General features: G+C 73.7%; 1 protein-coding gene. It reads right to left on the minus strand.

Going from position 1 to position 2359, the window contains the following annotated elements:
- The coding region (locus tag ADY01_RS25770; protein ID WP_049578300.1) for a type I polyketide synthase at positions 1-2359 on the minus strand (2359 nt) is incomplete at both ends.

Here is a 2359-nt window from a genome sequence, read left to right on the forward strand (position 1 = left end):
GAAACACGAACACCGGATGCCCCGCACCCTCCACCACCGAACCCACCACCACACCACTCAACCCCGACAGCAACTCACCACGACCACGCCCCACCACCACCGCACGATGCCGGAAACCCGACCGCGACACCGCCAACGACCACCCCACATCACCCACACCCACACCCGATCCACGGACGAACTCACCCAACCGCACCGCGCCCTCCCGCACCGCACCCTCACTCACACCCGACAACGGCCACAGCACCGGCCGGTCGGCGACGGGTGCGGCCGGCCGGTCGGCGGCGACGGGTTCGGGCACTGCCTCCAGGATCACGTGGGCGTTGGTGCCGCTGATCCCGAACGAGGACACCCCGGCCCGGCGGGGGTGGCCGCGCTCGGGCCAGGGCCGTTCCTCGACGAGCAGGCTGAGGGCGCCCGTGGACCAGTCGATGTGCGGAGACGGCGCGTCCACGTGCAGGGTCCTGGGCAGCACGCCCTCCCGCATGGCCATCACCATCTTGATCACGCCGCCGACGCCCGCCGCGGCCTGGGCGTGCCCGATGTTGGACTTCAGCGAGCCCAGGAGGAGCGGGTCGTCGTCACCGCGGCCCCGCCCGTAGGTGGCGGACAGCGCCGTGGCCTCGATGGGGTCGCCGAGGGTGGTGCCGGTGCCGTGGGCTTCCAGTGCGTCGACATCCGCGGGGCCGAGACCGGCGACGGCCAGAGCGCTGCGGATGACCTCTTCCTGGGAGGCGCCGTTGGGGGCGGTGAGGCCGTTGCTGGCGCCGTCCTGGTTGATCGCCGAGCCCCGCAGCACGGCGAGGACGCGGCGGCCCTCGCGGCGTGCCTCGCTCAGCCGCTGGAGCAGCAGGACGCCGACGCCCTCCGCCCAGCCGGTGCCGTCGGCCCCGGCGGCGAATGCCTTGCACCGGCCGTCGGGTGACAGCCCGCGCTGGCGGCTGAACTCCAGGAACATGCCGGGGTTCGACATCACCGTGACACCCCCGGCCAGGGCCATGGAGCAGTCGCCGTTGCGCAGCGCCTGGGCGGCCAGGTGGAGGGAGACCAGGGACGAGGAGCAGGCGGTGTCCACGGTGATCGCGGGCCCGTTCAGGCCCAGGGTGTAGGCGACACGCCCGGACAGGACGCTGGCGGCTCCGCCGGTCAGCATCTGGCCCTCGAAACCCTCGGGGGCCTGGTGCAGCGGGGCGCCGTACTCCTGGGCCATGGCGCCGGCGAAGACGCCGGTCGAGGTCCCCCGCAGGGTCGCCGGGTCGATTCCGGCGCGTTCGATCGCTTCCCAGGAGGTCTCCAGCAGCAGCCGCTGCTGCGGGTCCATCGTCTGGGCCTCGCGCGGCGAGATGCCGAAGAACCCGGCGTCGAACTCCGCCACGTCCGCCAGGAAGCCGCCGCGCCTGGTGTAGGAGGAGCCGTGGCGTTCGGGGTCGGGATCGTAGAGGGTGTCCAGGTCCCAGCCGCGGTCGGTGGGGAAGTCACCGATGGCGTCTCGTCCCTCGGCGACCAGCCGCCACAGGTCCTCGGGGCCGGCGACCCCGCCGGGGAAGCGGCAGGCCATGCCGACGATGGCGATGGGGTCGTCGTCCGGCGCGGCGACCGCCGGCCGCGCGGCGGGGGCGCCGTCCTCGGCGGATTCCGCCGTCAGGTCGGCGCGCAGCCGCTCGGCGAGGGCGGCCGGGGTGGGGTGGGAGAAGAGCACGCCGGAGGGGAGCCGCAGGCCGATCGCGGCGTTGAGCCGGTCGCGCAGTTCGAGGGACATGTGCGAGTCGAAACCGGCCTCCTTGAAGGGGACGGTCCTGGCGACGCGTTCGATGTCGGTGTGGCCGAGCACGGCGGCGGCGTGCCGGCGCACCAGGCTCGTCAGCAGCTCACGCTGCTGTCCCGCGGGTCGCTCGGCGAGCCCGGCCAGGGGCGAGGCGTCGAGCCCGGAGTCGACGGCTCGCGTGCGGGCTCCGGCGTCCGTGGACGGGGAGGCGGGCGCGGTGGGAGTCGAGGTGCCGGTGTCCGGGAGCCAGTGGCTCTCGCGCTGGAAGGCGTAGGTGGGCAGCTCGACGCGTCGGTTGCCGCGTCCGTGGAAGACGTTCTCCCAGGCGACGGAGGCGCCGCCGGTCCACGCCTGGCCGAGGGAGGTGAGGAAGCGGTCGCCCCCGCCGTCGTCGCGGCGGAGCGTGGCCAGGGCGCGGACCTCGGCGGGCGACTCGGAGGCGTCGGCCGTCTCCGCGACGCTGCCGGCCAGTACGGGGTGGGGGCTGGTCTCGATGAACAGGCCATGACCCTGGTCGATCAGGGAACGAGCCGCGCCCGCGAACTCCACCGTCGACCGCAGATTCGTATACCAATACCCCCCATCCAACTCAGG

This window comes from Streptomyces sp. SBT349, from assembly GCF_001083795.1.
Lineage (GTDB): Bacteria > Actinomycetota > Actinomycetes > Streptomycetales > Streptomycetaceae > Streptomyces.